This window comes from Vreelandella salicampi, assembly GCF_013415105.1.
Taxonomy (GTDB): domain Bacteria; phylum Pseudomonadota; class Gammaproteobacteria; order Pseudomonadales; family Halomonadaceae; genus Vreelandella; species Vreelandella salicampi.
In genome coordinates this window covers 1-19,656 of record NZ_JACCDF010000004.1, presented here as the reverse complement: position 1 = coordinate 19,656, position 19,656 = coordinate 1, and the positions used below count along the sequence as shown (strand labels likewise).

Annotated in this window: 18 protein-coding genes; 5 read left to right on the top strand and 13 right to left on the bottom strand. The window is 58.5% G+C overall.

Annotated elements, in window-relative coordinates; all coding sequences use genetic code 11:
• Position 1: 1 nt before the first annotated feature.
• From pcnB to dksA, 6 genes are all read right to left on the bottom strand, one after another.
• Complete coding sequence (pcnB, locus tag HZS81_RS06310; protein WP_422141577.1) at positions 2–1,411, bottom strand: polynucleotide adenylyltransferase PcnB; 1,410 nt, start codon at positions 1,409–1,411, stop codon at positions 2–4.
• 828 nt (positions 1,412–2,239) lie between these two features.
• A complete protein-coding gene (locus HZS81_RS06305; RefSeq protein WP_179929722.1) occupies positions 2,240–3,613 on the bottom strand; it encodes a sigma-54-dependent transcriptional regulator in 1,374 nt (457 codons plus the stop codon).
• The gene (locus HZS81_RS06300) at positions 3,591–6,542 is read right to left on the bottom strand and encodes an ATP-binding protein (RefSeq protein WP_179929721.1); all 2,952 of its coding nucleotides are present in this window, start codon (positions 6,540–6,542) and stop codon (positions 3,591–3,593) included. Before HZS81_RS06300 ends, HZS81_RS06305 begins: the two co-directional genes overlap by 23 nt.
• Entirely contained in the window at positions 6,532–6,708 is a 177-nt protein-coding gene (locus tag HZS81_RS06295) for a hypothetical protein (protein ID WP_179929720.1), read from the bottom strand. The genes HZS81_RS06300 and HZS81_RS06295 overlap by 11 nt, the downstream gene beginning before the upstream one ends.
• Before the next feature lie 18 nt (positions 6,709–6,726).
• Positions 6,727–7,617, bottom strand: a complete 891-nt coding sequence (gene gluQRS, locus HZS81_RS06290; RefSeq protein WP_179929719.1) for a tRNA glutamyl-Q(34) synthetase GluQRS — start codon at positions 7,615–7,617, stop codon at positions 6,727–6,729.
• 79 nt (positions 7,618–7,696) lie between these two features.
• The gene (dksA, locus tag HZS81_RS06285; RefSeq protein WP_179929718.1) at positions 7,697–8,134 is read right to left on the bottom strand and encodes an RNA polymerase-binding protein DksA; all 438 of its coding nucleotides are present in this window, start codon (positions 8,132–8,134) and stop codon (positions 7,697–7,699) included.
• Positions 8,135–8,330: 196 nt separating this feature from the next.
• On the opposite strand from dksA, the gene HZS81_RS06280 reads away from it, so the two are divergent.
• Positions 8,331–9,491: an aminotransferase class I/II-fold pyridoxal phosphate-dependent enzyme gene (locus HZS81_RS06280; protein ID WP_179929717.1), complete on the top strand. Its 1,161-nt coding sequence runs from the start codon at positions 8,331–8,333 to the stop codon at positions 9,489–9,491.
• Positions 9,488–10,219, top strand: coding sequence for a DNA/RNA nuclease SfsA (gene sfsA, locus HZS81_RS06275; protein WP_179929716.1), 732 nt, complete (start codon positions 9,488–9,490; stop codon positions 10,217–10,219). Before HZS81_RS06280 ends, sfsA begins: the two co-directional genes overlap by 4 nt.
• On the opposite strand, the gene HZS81_RS06270 is transcribed toward sfsA, so the two are convergent.
• From HZS81_RS06270 to HZS81_RS06245, 6 genes are read right to left on the bottom strand one after another with little or no spacing between them, the layout of a single operon-like run.
• On the bottom strand, positions 10,216–10,668 hold the full coding sequence (locus HZS81_RS06270) for a DUF4426 domain-containing protein (protein WP_179929715.1): 453 nt from the start codon (positions 10,666–10,668) through the stop codon (positions 10,216–10,218). The two genes, sfsA and HZS81_RS06270, sit on opposite strands and share 4 nt — an antisense overlap.
• A gap of 17 nt (positions 10,669–10,685) precedes the next feature.
• The gene (gene metW / locus HZS81_RS06265; RefSeq protein WP_179929878.1) at positions 10,686–11,285 is read right to left on the bottom strand and encodes a methionine biosynthesis protein MetW; all 600 of its coding nucleotides are present in this window, start codon (positions 11,283–11,285) and stop codon (positions 10,686–10,688) included.
• On the bottom strand, positions 11,285–12,499 hold the full coding sequence (gene metX, locus HZS81_RS06260; RefSeq protein WP_179929714.1) for a homoserine O-succinyltransferase MetX: 1,215 nt from the start codon (positions 12,497–12,499) through the stop codon (positions 11,285–11,287). Before metX ends, metW begins: the two co-directional genes overlap by 1 nt.
• A 60-nt stretch (positions 12,500–12,559) precedes the next feature.
• Positions 12,560–13,153 carry a YggT family protein gene (locus tag HZS81_RS06255; RefSeq protein ID WP_179929713.1) on the bottom strand — a complete coding sequence of 198 codons (594 nt, stop codon included), beginning with the start codon at positions 13,151–13,153 and terminating at the stop codon, positions 12,560–12,562.
• Positions 13,154–13,189: 36 nt separating this feature from the next.
• The gene (gene proC / locus HZS81_RS06250; RefSeq protein ID WP_179929712.1) at positions 13,190–14,017 is read right to left on the bottom strand and encodes a pyrroline-5-carboxylate reductase; all 828 of its coding nucleotides are present in this window, start codon (positions 14,015–14,017) and stop codon (positions 13,190–13,192) included.
• Between the two features lie 38 nt (positions 14,018–14,055).
• Entirely contained in the window at positions 14,056–14,760 is a 705-nt protein-coding gene (locus HZS81_RS06245; protein WP_179929711.1) for a YggS family pyridoxal phosphate-dependent enzyme, read from the bottom strand.
• A 33-nt stretch (positions 14,761–14,793) separates the two neighbouring features.
• Here HZS81_RS06245 and HZS81_RS06240 point away from each other — a divergent pair, with 33 nt between their 5' ends.
• Both HZS81_RS06240 and HZS81_RS06235 read left to right on the top strand, forming a co-directional pair.
• Complete coding sequence (locus tag HZS81_RS06240; protein ID WP_179929710.1) at positions 14,794–15,828, top strand: type IV pilus twitching motility protein PilT; 1,035 nt, start codon at positions 14,794–14,796, stop codon at positions 15,826–15,828.
• Between the two features lie 29 nt (positions 15,829–15,857).
• Positions 15,858–17,009, top strand: coding sequence for a PilT/PilU family type 4a pilus ATPase (locus HZS81_RS06235; RefSeq protein WP_179929709.1), 1,152 nt, complete (start codon positions 15,858–15,860; stop codon positions 17,007–17,009).
• A gap of 21 nt (positions 17,010–17,030) precedes the next feature.
• On the opposite strand, the gene HZS81_RS06230 is transcribed toward HZS81_RS06235, so the two are convergent.
• Positions 17,031–18,155: an anhydro-N-acetylmuramic acid kinase gene (locus tag HZS81_RS06230; RefSeq protein ID WP_179929708.1), complete on the bottom strand. Its 1,125-nt coding sequence runs from the start codon at positions 18,153–18,155 to the stop codon at positions 17,031–17,033.
• Positions 18,156–18,299: 144 nt separating this feature from the next.
• Between HZS81_RS06230 and tyrS the strand changes: the two genes are divergently transcribed.
• Positions 18,300–19,499: a tyrosine--tRNA ligase gene (tyrS, locus tag HZS81_RS06225; protein ID WP_179929707.1), complete on the top strand. Its 1,200-nt coding sequence runs from the start codon at positions 18,300–18,302 to the stop codon at positions 19,497–19,499.
• Positions 19,500–19,656: the final 157 nt, after the last annotated feature.

Here is a 19,656-nt window from a genome sequence, read left to right as displayed (position 1 = left end):
CTTACTCCGTCGTCTGGCGCGGTTTGCGCCGACGCCGCTTACGGGGTTTCTTTTTTGGCCCTTGGCTTGCCGGGTCGCCACCGGTCTTTTGGATCAGGCGGCGCTGTTCGTGTTCGTCACCGTCCTGGAAGGCGGTCCACCAGTCGCCGAGCCCGCGCGGAATCTCGCCTGCCTGCTCGCGCAGGAGAAGCAAATCATAGGCGGCGCGAAAACGCGGGTGTTCGCGGGTCTGAAACGCGCGCTTGCCATGGCGCTGGGGTAGCCGTGCCTGCAGCTCCCAAATATCGCGCATCGGCATACCAAAGCGTTTAGGGATCGAGGTATGCTGCAGCTGACGCGAGATGACCTGCTGAGCAGCGGCCTGAAGCGCGGGAATGGCGGGCATGCCGTCGCTCTCAAGCTGCGCTTGGCGATGTGCCACCGGGGCCCATAAAAATGCCGCGAGCAGAAACGCTGGCGTCACCGGGCGGCTATCGGCGATGCGTTTGTCGGTGTTCGTCAGCGCGGCTTCGATCAGCTGTTCGGCCCACGCGGCGTCGGCCATGGCTTCTTCCGCTTCGGGAAAGAGCATGCCAAACAAGCCGTAATGGCTAAGCATACGGAAGGTCATTAAGCCGTGGCCTGCCATGAAGAGCTTAAGCACTTCATCGAATAGCCGCGCGGGGGGAATTTGCAGCAGCAACGGGGCGAGTTCGTAAATCGGCGCTTCCGTTTCGGGCGACAGCGTGAAATCGAGCTTTGACGCAAAGCGAACCGCACGCAGCATCCGCACCGGATCTTCGCGGTAGCGCGTTTGTGGGTCGCCGATCAGCCGCAGGGTGCGGGTTTCGATATCGTGCGCGCCATCGGCGAAATCGTGAATACTGAAATCGGCGATACTGTAGTACAACGCGTTGACCGTGAAGTCGCGGCGTAGCGCGTCTTCTTCGATGCTGCCCCAGACGTTATCACGCAGCAGTAAGCCAGCGTCTGATTGTTGCGCGATGTGGTTGTCGTGCTCATCTTGGGGCTTGCCGCGGAACGTGGTGACCTCGATCACTTCACGGCCAAAACGCACATGAACAATACGAAAACGCCGCCCAATCAGGCGCGAATTGCGAAATAGCTCGCGTACCTGTTCGGGCGTGGCGTTGGTCGCCACGTCGAAATCTTTGGGCATTAGGCCCAACAGGGCATCGCGGATGCAGCCACCGACGAGGAAAGCGTCAAAGCCAGCGCCGTCAAGACGATAAAGCACCTTGAGCGCGGCGTCGCTGATATGCTGACGAGACACGGGGTGCTCGGCGCGTGGAATAATACGCGGCTTTTGCTCACCTTCGGGATGTTTTTTTGATTCGAGCAGGGATTTCAAATGCTCTCCCAGGTTATGTAAGAGGTCGTTGCTCAGGCAATGGGTAAATCCATTGAATATGCGGTGGATTCGACTCGCAAGATTCGTAAAGTGGCTGAGTGTAGCCGACGCTTAGCGCCTTGCAAAGCATGCTGCGGTGTCAAAGCGCGAGCAGGGGCGCTTAAACGCAGAAAGGGGAGGCCATAGTGGCCTCCCCTATTAAGCAATCAACCAGCATCCGTGCTGCTGTTTTTCTTCATGTTGGCACATCGCCCTGAATACGCACCGCAGTCAGTAGGCGTTAGAATCTTTTATCAAAACCTAATGGATTCCGACCGCCTCGTATTCAAAACAATAATCCAATCGCGATTTTCTCCACCCGGTTGTTTGTTTTTGTTACCGGGCCGCACGCGTAGAGGGCATTGTTATTGTTTTTTGCCTTTTATGCGTACATCGCGTCCTAGTGGGCACCTGCGTTGTGTTGTTTTTGTTCGCGTTGCGTGGCAATTTTGCCGCGCTGCAAGTCGAGATACAGTCTGTTGTTTTTGTTCGTACTGCTATCTCTGCCTGGCCCTGTTGTTTTTGTTGTGGCTCAGGTGGTGCGGTGTCGGGTGTTGTTTTTGTTGGGTCTCGTTTAGGAGCGACCGCCGCACAGCCCATGTTTATCGTGTTTGTTTTTCTTACTCATATATATTGCACTTGGCGTGCCATTATTTTAAAAAATCTTTAATTTCAATTATTTAAGATTTATATGTGCGGTAAGGGTAAGTCGTCGCTAAGCAAGTGTTACCCGTTTTTGGCCTGATTTGGGCGAGGGTTGTGTGCACAGGTAACAGTGGTGGCGTAACGCTTAGGGGAGATAATAAACGGTGGCTTTCGTGAAGTAGACGTTGGTCGGAGTTGATGAAACTAAGGTGAGTGGCGGGCGGTTTTTTTGCGCGGAATCCCCAAGCGTTGGCGCCGTTCCCAAAGGTTTTTGCGGCTAATGCCGAGCTTTTGTGCCAGCTCGGTTTCGCTCATCTGGTCCTGATGTTCCAGCACAAAATGCTGAAAATAATCTTCTAACGAGAGATCGCCTTCCGCTGGGTCGCCGCCGCTCTCGGTCGCCTGCGTTTGTGGGGTGGGCTGAGGGCGTGTGGCCGCCGGTGCTAGGCCTAGATCATCTGGGTGAATCAAATGCCCTTCAGCCAGAATAACGCCGCGTTCAAGGGCGTTTTCCAGCTCGCGCACGTTGCCGGGCCAAGGGTAGTCGCGAAGGTCCTGACGCGCTGCGCGCGATAGCCTGAGTCCTTCGCGGTGGTGGCGCTTGCAGGCTTTGTCCAGCAGGATATCGGCGATTTCGAGGACGTCGTCGCCGCGCTCACGTAGCGGCGGCAGATCAATCTGCATGACGTTTAAGCGATAATAGAGATCCAGGCGAAACTCACCGCTTTTGGATAGCGCGCGAAGGTCGCGGTGGGTGGCGGCGATCAAACGCACATTGACGTGGCGCGTCTCGACCGAGCCGATCTTGCGGATTTCGCCCTCCTGCAAAACGCGTAAAAGGCGCGCTTGGGCATCAAGTGGCAGTTCGCCAATTTCATCCAAAAACAGCGTGCCGCCGTCAGCGGCTTCAACCAACCCTGTGCGCGCGGCGCTCGCGCCGGTGAAAGCGCCTTTTTCGTGACCAAAAAGCTCCGATTCGATCAGCGTTTCCGGGATCGCTGCGCAGTTCACGCAAATTAGCGGGGCGTTGATACGTTGGCTCTGCTGGTGAATGGCGCGTGCCACCAGCTCTTTGCCGGTGCCGGATTCGCCTTGAATCAGCACCGAGACATCGGCCGGTGCGGTCTTGCGAATGCGGGTATACACCTGCTGCATGGCGGCGCAGTCGCCGATCATGCTCTGACGGCTGCCCCGCTCATCGGTTATATCCGGCGGCTCGCTTTTCTGCATCGATTGCCGATGCAAAATCCGTGAGACGGTTTCCAAAAGCTCTGCGTGGTCAAACGGTTTGGCCACGTAATCCACCGCGCCCTGTTTGAGCGTCTCCACCGCCGAGCGCATGCTGGCATAGCTGGTCATAATCAGCACCGGCACCGGTGAGGCGCGCTCAATCAGCGCGTTGCCGGGTTCACCGGGCAAGCGCAGGTCGCTGATGATTAGATCAAAGTCGTGGAGCTCCAGCGGCGCGCAAGCTTCAACGCTGCCGGCTTCGCTGACCTGGTAGTCATGGCGTTCCAGCAGTCGCTTTAACGCGCTGCGAATGATCGCTTCATCTTCAACAATCAGAATCTTGGCCATGGGGCGTTATGTCATCCTGTTGGTAAAGCGGAAGCCATAGCGTGATGGCTGTGCCGCGAGAGTGGCCAGGCGGCGGTGACGCCACGTCAATCTTGCCCTGGTGTTCGGTAATGATTTGGTACGCCAGCGAAAGCCCAAGTCCCGTGCCTTCCCCGGCGGGCTTGGTGGTGGTGAACGGTTCAAACAGCCGGTCGCGCACGGTCGGGTCGATGCCGTGGCCGTCATCGTTCACTTGCCACCAAGCGTGGTGCCCATCGATGCCGGCGCTAATCGTTACATGACCACTAGGCGCGCAGGCGTCGCGAGCGTTGCCGAGCAGGTTCACCATCACTTGGGTGAGTCGCTGGGCGTCGCCGCGCACTACAATGGCTTTCGAACATGCGTTAGTTAGCGTGACATCCTCGCCTGAGCGTGCCAAGTGGATCAAGTGCAGCGCGTCTTCGCTAATGGTCGTAAGGTTGACCGGGTCGCGGGGCAGCGGCACGGTTTGGCGGCCTCCGTGGGCAAAGCCTACTAGTGAGTTGACGATCTTGGTGACGCGCTGAGTCAAGGTCTGAATATGATCGGCGGTTTCCAACAATATCGGGTCATCGGTATCGTAGCGCAGGTTTTGCGCCAGTGATGAGATGCCGGTAATCGGATTGCCGATCTCATGCGCGACCCCCGCGGCTAGCTGGCCGATAGAAGCTAAGCGGGCGGCGTGAACCAGCTCGTCTTCGAGGCGTTTCATTTCGCTGTGATCTTCGATCAGTACGACGCTACCGCCACGGCTATCGTCGCCGCTGAGGTCAGCTTTGTGTAGGGTCAAAAAGTAATCGCGGCCATGCAGGTGCGCCGGCTGTTTATAAAGTGGGGCGTTGTTGCTCTCAAGCGCCCTCCCTAAGAGGGTGGGCCACGGCTCAGGCAGGCTGTCACGGCGCGAGCCGATCACGCTCTCGCCGCTGATGCCGGAGAGCTTCGTGAGTGCTTGGTTCCACATCAGTAGCTCGCTATCATCGCCAAATACGCAAAGCCCTACCGGCAGGTGGGTGAGGGTTTGACGATGGTGGCGGCGCAGGCCATCGAGTTCGCGGGCAAGCCCGGTCAGCCGCGAGCGATAGGCTTCCAAGCGGCTCTCGACAAATTGGATGTCATCGGTCACCGGGGCGTCGTCGTGGCGGTAGGGCAGGTAGCGGTCAACGATATCCCGCGCTACCGACGGCCCCATTAGGCCGGAAAGGTTTGCCTGAATGCGGTCGCGCAGGCGGCGCAGGGCGTAGGGGCGGCGCTCTTGGTGGGTGATATGCAGCGCCATGAGGGCGCGATTAACCTCTCGATGAGCCGCTTCGTCGCCCAGCGCTTGCGCCAGGTGCGTGGTGAAATCATCCACGGTGGCGGCTTCCAGCGGTAGGCGCTTGGAGCGAATGACGGCATCCACCGAGCAGGCTTCGGCAGCGGATTTTTCCCCTTCGGAGGTGCGGCTAAACAGCGACACGCTAATGAGTAAGACAATATTAGCCACCAATGACAGCAGGGTCACCTGATACCACAGCGGCGAGTCGGGGGGTAATAGGGGGGTGAAAGGCAGTGTCGGCACCGGAGTGGCGACAAAAAGCGGCAACCATAGCCCCCAGAGCCAAATGAGAGCACCCGCGAGTAAGCCCGCCACCATGCCGTTACGGTTGGCGCCGGGCCAGTAGAGCAGCGCCAGCATGCCGGGTAAGCACTGCGCCATGCCGACAAAGGCGGCAAGCCCTAGGGTGGTTAAGTCTTGGTGGCGCCCAACGCCGGTGTAAAACAGCCAGCCGCTGATAATCACTGACACGATAAGACCACGGCGCAGCCAACGTAGCCAGCCGTAGAGATCCGTGCGCGCTTCCGGCGGGCTTGCCACCAGCACAATATGGTTGAGCACCATGCCCGAAAGCGCCAATGAAATCATAATCATCGTGCCGCTCGCCGCGGCGAGCCCGCCAAGAAACGCCAGCGCGCCAACCCAGGGGTGGGTGTGAATCATGTAAGCGGCATAAGCCGGGAGCGTAATGGGCGCGTCGGCTTGAGCCTGGGCCGCCCACCAAATCAGCGGCACCGGTAGCGCCATGAGCAATAAAAACAGCGGCAGCGTCCAGCTGGCTTGCAGCAAGGTATAACGTGAGAGGCTCTCAGCAAAAGTGATGTGAAACAGGTGTGGCATGAGAAACGCCGCAGCAAAAAAGAGCAGCAGCAGCGTGCGCCAGTGGGCTGGTTCAAGTTTGGACGTTTGGGTTTGTAGCGCTTGGCCTTCGCTTCCCAGCCACTGCTGAAGGTGCTGAGGGCCATCAAATACGCCCCAAAGGGCGACGGCCCCTAGGGTGAGCATAGCGACAAGCTTAATGATCGACTCAAACGCAATGGCGGCGAGCAGCGTGTCGTGGCGCGCATGGAGATGGCTATGGCGCGCGCCAAAAAACACCGCGAACGCTGCAATGATCACGCAGAGCAGCAGCGATACGTCGGAGCCTCTGGTGCTTTGTGTCATCACATCGACCGCTTCGCCGAGCGTTTTCACTTGAATGCCGAGAAGCGGCAGTACCGCCAGCAAGCTCACCAGCGTGACGAGCAACCCTGCCCAGCGCGAGCGAAAACGAAAGGCAAACAGATCAGCCAGCGATGCGAGCTGGTAGGTGCGGGTGATACGCTGAATCGGCACCAACAGCACCGGCGCGAGCAGAAAGGCCCCGGCGGCGCCCAAGTAATAGGCCAGGTAGCCAAACCCTGAGCTGGCAGCGAATTCGATGCTGCCGTAAATGGCCCAGGCGCTGGCATAAACGCCAAGCGCGAGCGTATAGACGGCCGGGTGGCGGGTAATGCGGACCGACACCCAGCCGCGCTCGACGGCAACGCCACAGCCGAACAGCAGCGCCAGATACCCGACCCCGAGCAGTAGCAGTGAGATGGCATCAACGCTCATCGAGCTTCCTCTTCTGCTCCAGCCACACGGTGAGGGCGATTAAGCCGCCCCAGATCAGAAACGGCCGGTACCAGGCGATATCCGGGTTGCCCCAGCCGTTCATCAAAAGCGGTGAGAGCAGGTAGCCGCCAAACACCAAAAACAGCATGATTCGATAAACGTACATCGCGACTCCTTCAATGCGCTAGGGTGCAGCGCGCTGGGCGGTAGCGGCCATACGGGATACTGACCAGTGCTCGATACCCCAGGCAAGCTGCTCTGCCGGGGTCGCCTGGGCGAGCTCAAGGGGGGGCGCTTGATCGAGCGCCTGTAATGCCCAGAACAACTGGCGCCGGATAGTGACGGCATCGTCAGCAAGCGGTGGCGCAAAATTCTGCTTGGAGAGTTTTTGGCCTTCCGGTGTAACGATCAGCGGCAGGTGCAGGTAGCGAGGCTCAGGACAGCCCAGCGCACGTTGGAGTTGGCGCTGCCAGGGCGTGTTATCGAGAAGGTCAATGCCGCGCACCACGTCGGTGATACCTTGCGCGGCGTCATCCACCACCATGGCAAGCTGATACGCCCAGAGCCCGTCTTTGCGTTTTAGCACCACATCGCCTAGTTCCACCGGATCGAAGGTTTGCGGCCCAAACAGACGATCTTCCCAATGGATAGGGCGCTCGCCGAGATCGCTGCGCAGCCGCCAAGCCACCGGTTTTTCGGGTTCGCAAACACCGTTGCGGCACCAGCCAGGGTAGGTAGGGTAATCGCGCCACTGCTTGCGTGAGCAGCTGCACGGATAGGCCAGGCCCGCCGCTTTTAGCTGCTCCAGTGCCTTTTCGTAGGCATCGTCACGGGTGTGCTGCCAGGTAACGTTGCCGTCCCAGAGCAAGCCGAACGCCTCTAGCTGGTGCAAAATCGTATCCGCCGCTCCCGCCGGGCAGCGTGGTGGGTCGATATCTTCGATTCGCACTAACCAAGTGCCCTGTGAAGCACGGGCATCGAGAAAGCTGCCCAGTGCCGCCACCAATGAGCCTAGGTGCAGCGGCCCGGAGGGCGTTGGGGCAAAGCGGCCACGATAAGTTGAGCGTAAATGCATAGCGCTATCGTATCAGCCTGCCGATAAATAAAAACGGGCACCTTTGGCGGGGTGCCCGTTAAACGGCTGTATGGGAGATTTAACCGCCTAGCTGTTTCTCTTTGAGCTCGGCCAGGGTTTTACAGTCGACGCACAGTGTTGCCGTCGGGCGCGCTTCCAAGCGGCGAATGCCGATCTCGACGCCGCAGGCTTCGCAGAAGCCATAATCGTCTTCGTCGATTTTCTCTAGCGTTTCGTTGATCTTTTTCAGCAACTTGCGTTCGCGGTCACGGGTGCGTAGCTCCAGGCTGAATCCCTCTTCCTGGGTGGCGCGGTCGGCCGGGTCGGCGTAGTTGTTGGCGTCTTCTTGCAGGTGGCGAACGGTGCGATCCACCTCTTCCATGAGATCTTGCTTCCACTCCAGCAGGAGCTGACGGAAGTGTTCCAGCTGCTGCTCGTTCATATACTCTTCACCCGGTGCCGGTTCGTACGGGGTGATTGGCTTGGACGCTTCCGGTTTCTTTTCCGCTACTGGCATAAGACTGCCCCTTACGTAAATGACTGCTGATCGACCATCACCGTCGAGGTAATGATCTTCCGCCAAAGGGATGCTTGTTTAGCTGAAAAATGGCGCCGTTGCAAGCATAATGACGCTTCTTATACGATAGATATCCCTCAATGGTCGGCACATTAGCAAAAATGAGCGCGGCACGGCGATGAAATAAGGATCGAATATGGCGTGGAATTCACGAGTCGCGCGGGTGGCCCCGTTTCGGGTGATGCACCTGCTAGAGATGGCCCAAGCACGGGAAGCAGCCGGGCATGATGTGATCCATCTGGAAGTGGGCGAGCCTGACTTTCCCACACCAGAGCCGGTGATTGCGGCCGGACAAGCCGCACTTTCACAAGGCCTGACGCGCTATACCCCGGCGGCGGGGCTACCGGCGCTGCGTGAAGCGATTGCGCGCCACTACCGCGAGCATTTTGGCGCAAGCGTCGACCCGGCGCGCATTATCGTTACCCCCGGCGCCTCCGGCGCGCTGCTACTGGCCAGCCAGCTACTAGTAGAAGCGGGTGATCGCGTGCTGATGGCCGACCCTAATTACCCGTGTAATCGCCACTTTATGGCGCTCGCCGGGGCCGAGGTGGACGCGGTCTCGGTCGGGCGTGATAGCGGCTGGCAGCTAAATGGGGAACTCGTGGCCGAGCACTGGCAGCCCGATACCTGCTTGGCGATGCTTGCCTCGCCCTCCAACCCTACTGGGCATACGCTTGACGCCGCGTCGCTCGCAGGCGTTCAGGCGGCAGTAGCCGATCGCGACGGCACGCTACTGGTCGATGAAATTTATCAGGGTCTCAACTATGACGAAGCGCCGCTCTCCGCGCTCTCGCTCACCGATGATGCCTTTGTGGTGAATAGTTTTTCCAAGTATTTCGGCATGACCGGCTGGCGCTTAGGCTGGCTGGTCGCGCCAGAGGCGGCTATCGAGCCGCTAACGCGGCTGGCGCAGAACGTCTTTCTTGCCGCGCCGACGCCCTCGCAGCACGCCGCGCTTGCCGCGTTTACGCCGGAGTGTCGCGATATTTTGGAAGTGCGCCGGCAAACGCTGAAAACCCGCCGCGATGTGCTGCTCGACGGGCTTGCGCGTTTGGGTTTGGCGCCCGACGTGCCGCCGCAAGGCGCATTTTATTTGTGGCTGGATATTTCCCGCTACAGCCACGATAGCCAGGCGTTCTGCGGGCGGCTGCTAGAAGAAGAAAACGTCGCCATTACGCCGGGCATCGATTTTGCCGTACGCGGTGGTGAGCACCATGTGCGCATTGCGTTTACTAATGACGTCGCAAGACTTGAGGAAGCGGTTGCGCGTTTTGCCCGCTTTTTGAATCGGTTGTGACGCTGTGTTACCCCGCGCTGGTGCCGGGCACGTTGGTTAAGCGCTACAAGCGCTTTCTGGCTGATGTGCGACTCGACGATGGGCGTGAGGTCGTGGCCCATTGCCCCAACACCGGCTCGATGAAAGCGGTCAATGTGCCGGGCTGCCGGGTGTGGCTGTCACCCAGCGATAACCCCAAGCGCAAGCTTTCGTGGACGTGGGAGCTGATCGACTTGCCGCAGCCCGATGGCACGCAAGCGCTAGCCTCGGTGCATACCGGGCGCACTAATCGCATCGTTGAGGCAGCGCTTAGCGCTGGAGTGGTAACCGCGCTTGCAGGCTACGCGACGCTGCGACGCGAAGTGAAAGTCGATGAGGCACGGCTCGATTTTCTGCTCTCAGACTCGGCGCGGGGAAACGCCTATATCGAGGTGAAACAGGTCACGCTGAAAGAGGCTGATGGCCATGGCTATTTTCCTGACGCGGTGAGTGCGCGCGGCACCAAGCATCTGCAAACCCTTGCCCGGGTAGCACAGAGCGGTGAGCGGGCGGTGTTGCTATTTTGTGTCGCCCACGAAGGCATCGAGGATGTCGCGCCCGCGGCCCATATTGATCCCACTTACGCCACGGCGCTGGAAGAAGCGCTGCGCCACGGCGTTGAGGTACTTGCTTACGGCGTGACATTCGAGCGAGAGGGGCAAACGCCCTCGGTGGTGAAGCTTTCGCGGACGCTGCCGGTGCGTGTTTAACGTTCGATATAAAAACGCTGGGTAAAGTTGACCGGTTCGGGGTCGGCGTTGCGGTCGTATTTAACGTCGAGCTCAAAGCGCATCGATTCGTCGTCGCGCAGAGTGAAGGTGGCGAGATGGTAGATGGAGCCGTCCTCGTGCACGGTACGAAAGCTCATCGACTCACGATTCCCGGCGAGGTCTCCGACGCTGCCCTGCACGCTGGCATTAACGGGGCGGGTGCTGCCGTCTTCCTGCTCCTCGCGTACGCTCACGTTTACGAGGCCTAGGCCAGCACTGCGCTGCAGGTTGTAAGCGTCGGCGACTTCCGGGGTCAAAAAGCGTGTGCTCACGGCGCTATAGTGAATTTGATAGTCGCCGACCTGGGTATACTGCTCGGCGTGAGCATTCAGTGCGGTAAGGCTTAAACCGACGAAAGCAAGGCCGGTAAGTAAAGCGCGTTTCAGCATGACGTTTTCTCTCCCATTTAAGTTGTGCGGCGCCGAACGCGAAAGATGGCGATTTCGCCAAACAAGTTGGGCCATAGGCGCGACGTCCAATGGCCGCGATGATCGCCAACGCCGACGGCACGATCAACAATGATCAGACCTTTATCGCGGCACAGATGTTCAAAATCGTTAAAGGTCGATAAGTGAATGTTAGGTGTATCGAACCAGGCGTGCGGCAGCGACTTGGATACCGGCATGTAGCCGCGCAGCCCCAAGTGAACCCGGTGGCGCCAGTAGGCGAAGTTGGGGAAGGTGATAATGCCCTCTTCGGCGACGCGCAGCATTTCATCCAGCATTTTGTCCGGGCGACGCAGCGCTTGCAGCGCCTGGGTCATGATCACCTGATCATAGCTATTATCGCTAAAGCTGCTTAAACCGTCGTCAAGGTTGTGTTCGATCACGTTGACCCCGCGCTTGACGCAACCGGTGATGCCGTCTGGGTCAATTTCTAACCCATAGCCGCTGACATTTTTGTGCTTAGCCAGTGCTTCGAGCAGTACGCCATCGCCGCAGGCAAGGTCGAGTATACGAGCGCCTTGCGGCACCCAATCGTAAATGATGTCCAGGTCGGCGCGCATCACGACGTCACCTCCTTGTTGGCTTGCGTGTCCAGGTTTAATTCGCGTGCGGCGCGCTGCATAAAAGCGCTGAACATGGCGTGATAGCGCTCATCCGGGAGCAAGAAGGCATCGTGGCCGAAGGGAGAATCGATACTGGCAAAGCTCACGGGCTTGCCGGCATGAATCAGGGCGTCTACCAGCTCGCGCGAGCGCGAGGGCGGAAAGCGCCAGTCGCTGGTAAAACTCATGACCAAAAACGGGCACTGCGCTGGCGCCAGTGCGCGAGAAAGATCTCCGCCATAGATCGCCGCCGGGTCGAAGTAGTCGAGTGCCTTGGTCATTAACAGGTAGGTGTTGGCGTCAAAGGTGGTGGAGAAGGTGTCGCCCTGGTGGCGCAAATAGGACTCCACCTGAAACTCGACGTCGAAACCGAAGTTCAGGTCGTTGCTGCGCAAATCACGGCCAAACTTGCTGCCCATTGCATCTTCAGAAAGGTAGGTAATATGGCCCACCATGCGCGCCAGCTTAAGCCCGCGCTTGGGCACGGTGTCGTGTTCGCCGTACCAACCAGCATGGAAGTCGGGGTCGGAGCGAATTGCTTGGCGAGCCACTTCGTTAAAGGCAATGTTCTGCGCCGAAAGGCGAGGTGTGGCGGCAATGACCACGGCGTTGGCGATGCGTTCGGGGTAGGCCAGGCTCCACTGCAACACCTGCATACCGCCAAGGCTTCCGCCTACCGCGGCGGCCCAGCGCTCGATGCTGAGATAATCCGCCAGTCGTACTTGGCTTTCGACCCAATCGCTGACCGTGATCATGGGGAAATCCGGCCCCCATTGGCGGCCGGTTTCCGGGTTGTGGCTAAGCGGCCCGGTGCTGCCGTGACAGCCACCCAGGTTGTTGAGCGACACGACAAAAAAGTGATTGGTGTCGATGGATTTGCCGGGGCCGATATGGGCGTCCCACCAACCCGGCTTGCGGTCATCACGGCTATGGTAGCCTGCCGCGTGGTGATGCCCTGAAAGCGCATGGCAAATCAGCACCGCGTTGCTGCGCTCGGCGTTAAGCGTACCGTAAGTCTCATAAACCAAATCGTACTCGGGCAACACCTTGCCACACGCCAGTGACAGCGGCGTATCAAAATGCGCGATTTCCGGGGTAATAACGCCCACAGAGTCCGCTGGGAGAGTGCTCGCCGAGTGAGTGCCCGCCGCCTCAGTGTATGAATCTGGCATGAACTGCATAAACCCCGCTTGCTAGAACAATCTTCAATGGCGTAAGCCTTGGGCGAAACATTAAAGCCCAACCAGCGCGCCGGAAATACCGGCGGCTCGTACAAGCGCGCCGACGACCAACCCGTCGATCAGGTTGATGGCGATAAACACGACGATAGGAGAAAGATCGATCATGCCCAGCGGCGGGATCACCTTGCGCACCGGCGCCATGATCGGCTCGACGATCTGCATCACCAAAAGTGCCCCGGGGTGGCTGGCATTGGGGGCAACCCAGCTCAAAATGATCATCACGATTAGAGCAAAAAAGTAGATTTTTAAAATCGCGTTGGCCAGTGCCGCCACCCCGCCGATCAATAGGCCAACGATGGGCGGGATACCCACGCCGATCACCATAAAGATCGCCACCATGCTCACCACTTTCAGCACAAAACCGGCGGCTAAGGTGGCAAGGTCAAAGCGCCCGGCGACCGGGCCGAGAAAACCCTGAAAAAGGCCCACCACCGGCTGGGTGATTTTTACCACCGATTGGCTCAGCGGGTTGTAATAATCGGCCTGCGAGGCCTGCAGCAGAAAGCGCAGCATCAAAATAAACAGGTAAATGTTGATCAATGAGTTGACCAGCATCAGACCCGCGCTGCCCAGTGAGTTGCCCATTATGTTCTCTCCGTCGTCGCGTGATGGTGTGGATGGTTAAGGTGTGCCGCTTAATTCTTTGGCCATTTCTTGGGCGCGTTTGGCACAGGCTTGCATCGCCGCTTCCATGGTGCCGCGCAGGTTGGCATCTTCCAGGTGGGCAATGGCTTGCTCGGTGGTGCCGCCCGGTGACATCACGTTTTGTTTTAGCGTGGCCGGGTCTTTGTCACTCTGTTTGGCCATGGTAGCGGCGCCGAGGGCAGTTTGAATCGCCAAACGCCTCGCCGTCGCCGCAGGCAGGCCCATCTTAACGCCCGCTTCTTCCATGGCTTCAAACATTAAGAAAAAGTAGGCCGGTGCGCTACCGGAAACCGCGGTAACCGCATCAAGTAGCGCCTCGTCGTCTACCCACTCAACGATGCCGACCGCTTCCATTAACTCGGTGGCAATGTCGCGCTGCTCTGTGCTGACACGGGTATTGGCAAAGAGCCCGCTGGCGCCGTAGCCCACCAGCGAGGGCGTATTGGGCATACAGCGGACCAGCGCATTGCCGCCGCCAAGCCAGCCATCGATGGTGTCGGCATCAAGGCCCGCAGCTATCGAGATAATCAGCGGCTTCTGGCGCTGAACGCTGTCGCGCATCGCCTCACACACCTGGCGCATGATTTGTGGCTTCACCGCCAGCACCACAACATCGGCCTGACTGACAGCAGCGTTGTTATCGGTATCGGTATGAATACCCAGGCGCTCGCGCACGGGGGCCAGCATAGCGTCGTCGGGCGAGGTAGCGGTGATGCTCGAAGGGGAAAAACCGCTGTCTATTAGGCCGCCAATGATGGCGCTTGCCATGTTGCCAGCGCCGATAAACGTGATGTGGTTCGCCATGGGGTGTCCTTCTAACGTAAATAGTGAATGAAAAGGGGCTAGCGTGGGTCACGCGCGCCGAAAATCGCCGTGCCTAAGCGCACGAGTGTCGCACCTTCCAGAATAGCGGCTTCAAGATCGTCGCTCATGCCCATGGAAAGCGTATCCAGCAGCGTCTCGGGTAACACTTGCTTGAGCGTTTCTTGCGCTTCCCGCAGGGCCGCAAGCGGCTTGCGCTGTGCGTCTAACGTCTCGGCAGGCGCGGGAATCGCCATCAGCCCGCGTAAGCGCAGGCGCGGCAGCTTAGCCACGGCGGCGGCAAGCTCACCGAGCGCTTCCGGCATCACGCCGACTTTGCTTTCTTCACGGCTGATATTGACTTGTAGGCAGACATTGAGCGGGCCTAACGCCTCAGGACGCTGCTCGCTTAGGCGCTTGGCAACTTTGAGTCGGTCGACGCTGTGTACCCAATCAAAGTGCTTGGCCACCGCGCGGGTTTTATTGGATTGCAGCGGGCCAATAAAATGCCACACGATACCGTCGAGATCGGCCAGTTCGGTTTGCTTATCCAGCGCTTCCTGAAGGTAGTTTTCGCCAAACTCGCGCTGGCCAAGCTGCCATGCCTGGCGGATCATCAAGGCGGGTTTGGTCTTGCTCACCGCGAGGAGGCGGGCGTCATCGTGAGGCCGGCCGGCAGCGTCTAGCGCGCGCGTTAAACGCTCACGTGCGCTGGCGAGTGACGCATCAAGCGCAATCTCTGTCATACTCAAGCACCTTACCGCAGCTGGGGAAGTGAGATGGATATTACCGAACTGCTGGCATTCTCGGCAAAGCAGAATGCCTCTGACCTGCACTTATCCGCAGGATTGCCGCCCATGATACGCGTTGACGGCGATATTCGCCGACTCAATGTGCCGGCGATGGAAAACAATGATGTACGCAAATTGATCTACGACATCATGGGGGATCGCCAGCGGCGTGACTACGAAGAGCACTTGGAAGTGGATTTTTCCTTTGAAGTGCCGGGCGTGGCACGCTTCAGGGTCAACGCCTTCAACCAAGCGCGCGGCGCGGGGGCGGTATTTCGCACCATTCCCAATGAGGTGCTGTCGATGGAGGCGTTGGGGCTTGGCGAGGTGTTTGAGCGTTTCTCGATGCTGCCGCGCGGCTTAGTGTTGGTAACCGGCCCCACTGGTTCGGGTAAATCGACAACGCTTGCGGCGATGATCGACCACGTCAATAACCACCGTTATGAACACATTCTCACTATTGAAGACCCGGTGGAGTTTGTTCACACCAGCAAGCGCTGCTTGATCAATCAGCGCGAAGTACACCGCGATACCCACAGCTTTGCCGATGCCTTGCGCAGTGCTTTGCGTGAAGACCCCGATGTGATTCTGGTTGGGGAGCTGCGCGATTTGGAAACCATTCGCTTGGCGCTCACGGCGGCGGAAACGGGCCATTTGGTGTTTGGTACGCTGCATACCACCTCGGCGGCCAAAACCATTGATCGGATCATCGATGTGTTCCCTGGCGAAGAAAAATCCATGGTGCGCTCGATGCTGTCGGAGTCGCTGCAAGCGGTAGTGTCGCAGTCGCTGCTTAAACGTCAAGGCGGCGGGCGCGTGGCTGCTCACGAAATTCTGATTGCCACCTCGGCCGTACGTAACTTGATCCGCGAAGACAAGGTGGCGCAGATTTTCTCGGCGATTCAAACTGGTGGTAGCCTCGGCATGCAGACACTCGATGCCTCGCTTACGCAGCTGGTTAAAGAGGGTGCGATTAGCCGTGAAGATGCCCAGGCACGCGCAAAAAGCGAGCTGTCGATCTGACGGTCGATTGCAGAGACAAGGAGGGGAGTATGAGCGAAACCGTCACGCCGACCCAATGGTTGCATCAGTTGCTGGGTATTATGGTCGAGCAGCAAGCCTCCGATTTGCTCATTTCGGTTGGCGCGCCACCAAGCTTTAAAATGTCCGATGGCTTAACCCCGTTGGGGAAACAGCCGCTCAGCGAACACCAAGTGAAAGAGCTGGTGACAAATACCGTGCCGGAAGGGCTGCGTCAGCGTTTTCAGGAGGATCGGGAAGCCAACTTCGCGTTGAGTCTTGGTGAAAAAGGCCGCTTTCGCGTCAGTGCGTTTCAGCAACGCAACCAGATGGCGATGGTGATTCGCCGCATTTCGTTGGAAATCCCAGCGCTGGAAAGCCTTGGTGTGCCTCCTGCATTGGGCGAGTTGGCGCGAGCAAAACGCGGGCTGGTGCTGGTGGTTGGCGGAACCGGTACGGGTAAATCCACCACGCTGGCGGCGATGATTCAGCAGCGCAACGAGACCGTCGGCGGGCATATCATTAGTGTCGAAGACCCCATCGAGTACATCCACCCGCATAAGCGCGCCATTGTGAATCAGCGCGAAGTGGGTATCGATACCGAATCGTTTGAGGTGGCGCTGAAAAACACGTTGCGCCAGGCGCCGGATGTGATCCTGATCGGTGAGATACGCACGCGCGAAACCATGGAGCACGCGCTGACGTTTGCCGAAACCGGGCATCTTTGCTTGGCCACGTTGCACGCTAACAATGCTAACCAGGCGCTGGATCGCATTATCAATTTCTTCCCCCATGAGCGCCACGAGCAGATATGGATGGACCTATCGCTTAATCTGCGCGCCATAGTGGCGCAGCAGCTGCTGCCCAATAAGAACGGTGGACGCTGCGCGGCCATCGAAATCATGCTGCAGTCGCCGCGCATCGCGGATTTGATCAGTAAAGGCGAAGTCGGCGAGATCAAAGCGGCCATGACGAAATCCCGCGACGGCGGTATGCAGACGTTCGACCAGGCGCTGTTCGATCTTTACCAAGCGGGAGATATCAGCGAAGAAGTGGCGCTTGCGCACGCCGATTCTGCGAACGACTTGCGTATGATGCTCAAATACGGCGGCGCTGACGCTGACATGTCACTTGATGAACAAGTACCTAGCGGCTTGGCGCTGCGCGACGAAGATGACTTTTAGCCGTGTTCGCCATAGCGGTACTCATGGAGCGTAAACGCCGCCGAGCACCCGTGGCCCGTCAGCACCGGTGACGCTGGGTAAATTGCTTGGCAAGTTGTGCAAACGCCGGTATGCCAGCCAAGCAAACGCACCCGCTTCGATCCAGTCGGCAGACCAGCCCCAGGCGTCCGGCGTGCTGAGTGTTGCCTTAGGCAGATAGCGGGCGATCCGCTGGCATACATCACCGTTGTGCGCCCCGCCACCGGCGATAATCAGCGTGAAAGGCGTCTCGCCAAGCAATGGCGTAATGCCTTGGGTAACGCTTGCAGCGGTAAGCTCCGCGAGCGTTGCTTGCACGTCTTGCGCTTTCTCTTCTCCGCTTAAATGGCGCTCCAGCCAGGGCAGATGAAATAGCTCGCGGCCGGTGCTGCGTGGCGGTGGTTGGCGAAAAAACGGTTCGCTCAAAAGCCGCTCAAGTAGCGCCTGATCGATTCTTCCGCCAGCGGCCCAGCCACCATCGCGGTCGAATGTGCCGTTGTGGTGGCGTTGATACCACGCGTCCAAGAGTACGTTCGCCGGGCCGGTATCAAACCCCAGTGGTGCTGCGGTACCTGCTGGTAACCACGTGATGTTGGCAAAACCGCCCAGATTTAACACCACATGGTCTTGGTGGCTCGCCTGAAACAGCGCTTGGTGAAATGCCGGTGCCAATGGCGCCGCCTGGCCGCCGGCGGCTAAGTCGCGGCGGCGAAAATCGGCCACCACACGGCAGCCGGTCAGCTCGGCAAGCCGGCTCGGGTTGTCGAGCTGTAGGGTATAGGCAGGGCCGCCGTTGTGGCCGTTGGGGGCATGCTCAATCGTTTGACCGTGGCTGCCAATGGCGCGAATATCACCAGGCGCGAGCGCCTGTTGGCGCAGCAGGTGATTCACGGCATCGGCCTGCAGCTGGCAGAAGGCCTCTTCAGCAACGGCAAACTGGGCAAAGCTCGCCTGTTCGGCGTGACACAGCGTTAGCAGTGCTTCGCGCAAGGGGGGGGGCATCGTGACGGCATAAGTAGCGATAAGGTGTGGCGCGGCGTGAGGCGAGAGTTCAACCAGCGCCGCATCAACGCCGTCGAGGCTGGTGCCAGACATCAAGCCGATATAGTGTTCAGGCGCGTTTTGCATAGGGGGTACTCTCAAGGCTAACGCAGGATTGGGTGGTTTCACGCCCGTAAAGGCTCAACCAAACGTAGCGAGCATGGTAACATCGTGCGCTATTTATCACCCCTAACGCCCCCACAGGGCGGATTGAGTCAATGGAGAAAAGCAATGAGCGAGGTGGACCAAGCGCTGGCGCTGCTGTCACGCGGCACACATGAAATTCTGGTGGAAGACGAGTTGAAGCAAAAGCTCGCCTCCGGCCGCAAGCTGCGTATTAAGGCGGGCTTCGATCCTACAGCGCCGGATCTCCATCTAGGCCATAGCGTTCTGTTGACCAAAATGCGCCAGTTTCAGGATCTAGGTCACACGGTCGTTTTCTTGATCGGTGACTTTACCGGTCGCATTGGTGACCCGACGGGCAAAAACGTCACCCGCAAGCCGCTCACCGAAGCAGAAGTCAAAGCCAACGCCGAAACCTATAAAGCGCAAGTATTTAAAATCCTCGATGCGGAAAAAACCGAGGTACGCTTTAACTCTGAATGGTTTAGTGATCTGACCGCTGCCAAGATGATCGAACTCGCCGCACAGACCACCGTGGCACGTATGCTTGAGCGGGACGATTTTGAAAAGCGCTATAGAGCCAATCAGCCCATTGCGATTCACGAATTTCTTTACCCACTTGTTCAAGGCTACGACTCCGTCGCGCTAGAAGCCGATATTGAGCTAGGCGGCACTGATCAGAAGTTTAACCTATTGATGGGGCGCGAAATTCAAAAACACTTCGGCCATGAGCCGCAGGTGGTCATCACTATGCCGCTTTTGGAAGGCTTGGATGGCGTGCAGAAGATGTCCAAGTCGCTGGGTAACTATGTCGGGGTCGACGACACGCCAGGCTCGATGTTTAACAAGCTGGTCTCCATGCCCGATAGTTTAATGTGGCGCTACTTCGAGCTGTTATCGCTGAAATCCAACGAAGAGATTGAGGCGCTTAAGCGTGATGTTGAACAGGGCGCGAATCCACGTGATATCAAAATGGTGTTGGCGCGTGAGCTGATTGGCCGCTACCACAATGAAGAAGCGGCGGCGAATGCGCACAAGTCAGCGGGTAATCAGCTCACCGATGGAGAGCTGCCCGAAGACCTGCCCGAAGTCGAGGTCGATTTTGACGGGGGCGAGCAGGCACCGATAGCCGCTGTGCTAAACCGTTCAGGACTGACCAAAAACAGTGCCCAAGCTAAAGACATGCTGAAAAATGGCAGCGTGAAAGTCGACGGTGACGTCGTCGCTCAGGACACCATGCTGGCCATAGGCAAGGCGTATGTCGTTCAAGCAGGGAAGAAACGTTACGCCCGTGTGACGCTTATTTGAATTTTCTGTCACAAACCCCTTGCCAACCCGGCGGTTAACCCGTAGAGTACGCATCCGCTGCCGGGGACGCCGAGCGTTACCAGCGGTGAATGAGGTGTAAAAACCTTGGTTTGTCAGAAGGTTAAGGGTTTGATCGCTGAGTCAGTTGGCATCGATC

What these genes read in the sequence shown, in the direction of transcription:
- metW (WP_179929878.1), bottom strand. Translation starts at nt 11,285, where the DNA reads ATGCGCGCCGACCTGGACATCATTTACGATTGGGTGCCGCAAGGCGCT.
- HZS81_RS06270 (WP_179929715.1), bottom strand. Translation starts at nt 10,668, where the DNA reads ATGCTGAAACGCGCTTTACTTACCGGCCTTGCTTTCGTCGGTTTAAGC.
- HZS81_RS06300 (WP_179929721.1), bottom strand. Translation starts at nt 6,542, where the DNA reads ATGAGCGTTGATGCCATCTCACTGCTACTGCTCGGGGTCGGGTATCTG.
- proC (WP_179929712.1), bottom strand. Translation starts at nt 14,017, where the DNA reads ATGGCGAACCACATCACGTTTATCGGCGCTGGCAACATGGCAAGCGCC.
- HZS81_RS06305 (WP_179929722.1), bottom strand. Translation starts at nt 3,613, where the DNA reads ATGGCCAAGATTCTGATTGTTGAAGATGAAGCGATCATTCGCAGCGCG.
- tyrS (WP_179929707.1), top strand. Translation starts at nt 18,300, where the DNA reads ATGAGCGAGGTGGACCAAGCGCTGGCGCTGCTGTCACGCGGCACACAT.
- HZS81_RS06280 (WP_179929717.1), top strand. Translation starts at nt 8,331, where the DNA reads ATGGCGTGGAATTCACGAGTCGCGCGGGTGGCCCCGTTTCGGGTGATG.
- dksA (WP_179929718.1), bottom strand. Translation starts at nt 8,134, where the DNA reads ATGCCAGTAGCGGAAAAGAAACCGGAAGCGTCCAAGCCAATCACCCCG.
- HZS81_RS06255 (WP_179929713.1), bottom strand. Translation starts at nt 13,153, where the DNA reads ATGGGCAACTCACTGGGCAGCGCGGGTCTGATGCTGGTCAACTCATTG.
- HZS81_RS06235 (WP_179929709.1), top strand. Translation starts at nt 15,858, where the DNA reads ATGAGCGAAACCGTCACGCCGACCCAATGGTTGCATCAGTTGCTGGGT.
- metX (WP_179929714.1), bottom strand. Translation starts at nt 12,499, where the DNA reads ATGCCAGATTCATACACTGAGGCGGCGGGCACTCACTCGGCGAGCACT.
- HZS81_RS06295 (WP_179929720.1), bottom strand. Translation starts at nt 6,708, where the DNA reads ATGTACGTTTATCGAATCATGCTGTTTTTGGTGTTTGGCGGCTACCTG.
- HZS81_RS06245 (WP_179929711.1), bottom strand. Translation starts at nt 14,760, where the DNA reads ATGACAGAGATTGCGCTTGATGCGTCACTCGCCAGCGCACGTGAGCGT.
- HZS81_RS06230 (WP_179929708.1), bottom strand. Translation starts at nt 18,155, where the DNA reads ATGCAAAACGCGCCTGAACACTATATCGGCTTGATGTCTGGCACCAGC.
- HZS81_RS06240 (WP_179929710.1), top strand. Translation starts at nt 14,794, where the DNA reads ATGGATATTACCGAACTGCTGGCATTCTCGGCAAAGCAGAATGCCTCT.
- gluQRS (WP_179929719.1), bottom strand. Translation starts at nt 7,617, where the DNA reads ATGCATTTACGCTCAACTTATCGTGGCCGCTTTGCCCCAACGCCCTCC.